A 2,053-nucleotide genomic window follows, 5' to 3' on the forward strand; every position below is an offset into this window, starting at 1 on the left:
CCGCACCGGACCGTGCCGCACCGGACCGTGCCGCACCGGACCGTCCCGACTCGACCGCCCGCGTCGACTCAGGGGACCGTGCGGGAGCGGTGAACCAGCCCGCCTCACCGGGCCGTTCGGCGTCCGCGCGCTGCCGTGCGCCCCCGGTGCCGGACGTCGTCGCCGCCGCACCGGGGACGCGGTGGCCGCCGATCACGCCGGGGGCGATGTCGGGGGCGTAGGCGCCGCAACCCGGGCAGACCAGGGCGCCGTTGAGGTGCCGGCGACACGTGGAGCAGTAGTCCATCCGCTGTCTTCCTGAGGTGTCGTACCGGGCGTCCGCGCAGGGGCGGCCGACCCGGTCCGGGCAGGGAACAGCCACGCTAGCCAGGCGCACGGCCCGCTGTGTGCAGCCCGTGTGCCGCTCCTGCGCACATTCTCGGCGCGCCAGGGGAGGAGGTCGTGAGCACGCGTGCCGCACCACCGCACAACGGACACACTGCTGAGCAACGTTCTGGGCCCGGCCGGACGTCGGCCCCGACGCCGTACGGAATGCCGCGTCGGCCGTCCAGCCCCACCCCCCATGCCGCACGTCCGCCCGGAAGGCGCCCCCATCTTGAAGCCCCGTACCACCGCTGCCGCCGCACGCCGTTACGCCCTGCTGCTGACCGCCTCTCTGACGGCCCTTTCCCTCACCGCCTGCGGTGCGCTCGGATCGGGTGACGACGACACCGCGGACGCGCGCGCCGACGACGACATCACCGTGGGCCTGCTGCTGCCCGACCGGGACACGGCCCGGTTCGAGGAGTTCGACTACCCGCTCATCAAGGAGCGCATCGCCTCGCAGACCGACAAGCGGGGCGAGGTCGTGTACGCCAACGCCGAGGGCAGCGAGGAGAAGCAGAGCGAGCAGTTCCGGCAGATGATCGACCGGAAGGTCGACGTGATCCTCGTGGACGCGGTGGACGCGCGGGCCGTCGAGCCGGACGTGCGCCGGGCCAAGCAGGCGGGCATACCCGTCATCGCCTACGACCGGCTCGCCGAGGGGCCGATCGACGCGTACGTCTCGCACGACAACGAACTCGTCGGGCAGGTGCAGGGCCGCGCCCTGGTCAACGCGCTCGGTGAGAACGCCGAGCACAAGAAGGTCGTCATGATGAACGGCGAGCCCGCCGACCCGAACACCGCGCTGTTCAAGAAGGGCGCGCTGGGCGAGCTGAACGGCGCGGTGGACATCGCCGCGTCGTACGACACGAAGAAGTGGCTGCCCGAGGTCGCGGCGGAGAACATGCGCAAGGCGCTGAAGAAGGTCGGCGCCGGGAACGTCGCCGCCGTCTACTCCGCGAACGACGGCATGGCCGGCGCCGTCATCGAGGAGCTCCTGGAGGCGGGGGTCACCGAACTGCCGCCGGTGACCGGGCAGGACGCGGACCTGGAGGCCGTGCGCCGTGTCGTCTCGGGCACGCAGTACATGACGGTGTACAAGTCCTTCCTGCTGGAGGCGACCGGGGCCGCGGACATGGCGGTGGCCAAGGTGCAGGACCGGGCGATCCAGTTCGACGCGCTGGCGCAGGACGAGATCGACAGCCGGTCACGGAAGGACATCCCGGCGATGCTGGTGCCGGTGGTCGCCCTCACCCGGGAGAACATCGAGGACACCGTGATCGCCGACGGCGTCTACACCGTCAAGGACATCTGCACCCCGGCGCACGCGGACGACTGCGCGGAGATCGGGCTCACCGGCTGACGGTCGAGGGTGACGCAGGTCACGTCGGCGGGCCGCTCAGTTCCGCTCCTTCCTCCGGTCCTCATGGGCGTAGGCGTCCGCGTGTGGAGGAAGGACCGGTTGTCATGAGCGCACAGGTGAAGGGCCCCGCGAGCTACTTCCCGTCGATCGAGAAGAAGTACGGCCGCCCCGTGGCCGAGTGGAAGGAGCTGATCCGCTCCTCGCCGCTGACCCGGCACACGGAGCTGGTCGCCTGGCTCAAGACCGAGCACGGCCTGGGTCACGGGCACGCCAACGCCCTGGTCGCCCACACCCTCGCCGAGAAGGGGTGAGGGCGGGGCGCGGGGG

General features: G+C 71.6%; 3 protein-coding genes. 2 read left to right on the plus strand and 1 reads right to left on the minus strand.

All coding sequences use genetic code 11. The features are described from left to right. The coding region (locus CCN29_RS34430; RefSeq protein ID WP_442538704.1) for an SCO2400 family protein at positions 1-286 on the minus strand (286 nt) is incomplete at its 3' end. A 309-nt stretch (positions 287-595) separates the two neighbouring features. On the opposite strand from CCN29_RS34430, the gene CCN29_RS34435 reads away from it, so the two are divergent. Then, entirely contained in the window at positions 596-1,726 is a 1,131-nt protein-coding gene (locus tag CCN29_RS34435) for a sugar ABC transporter substrate-binding protein (RefSeq protein ID WP_006134591.1), read from the plus strand. A gap of 104 nt (positions 1,727-1,830) precedes the next feature. Further along, positions 1,831-2,037, plus strand: coding sequence for a DUF4287 domain-containing protein (locus tag CCN29_RS34440; RefSeq protein ID WP_086686354.1), 207 nt, complete (start codon positions 1,831-1,833; stop codon positions 2,035-2,037). The last annotated feature ends 16 nt before the right edge of the window (positions 2,038-2,053 follow it).

It is taken from the genome of Streptomyces pseudogriseolus (assembly GCA_002154585.1).
Lineage (GTDB): Bacteria > Actinomycetota > Actinomycetes > Streptomycetales > Streptomycetaceae > Streptomyces > Streptomyces pseudogriseolus.

What these genes read in the sequence shown, in the direction of transcription:
- CCN29_RS34440 (WP_086686354.1), top strand. Translation starts at nt 1,831, where the DNA reads ATGAGCGCACAGGTGAAGGGCCCCGCGAGCTACTTCCCGTCGATCGAG.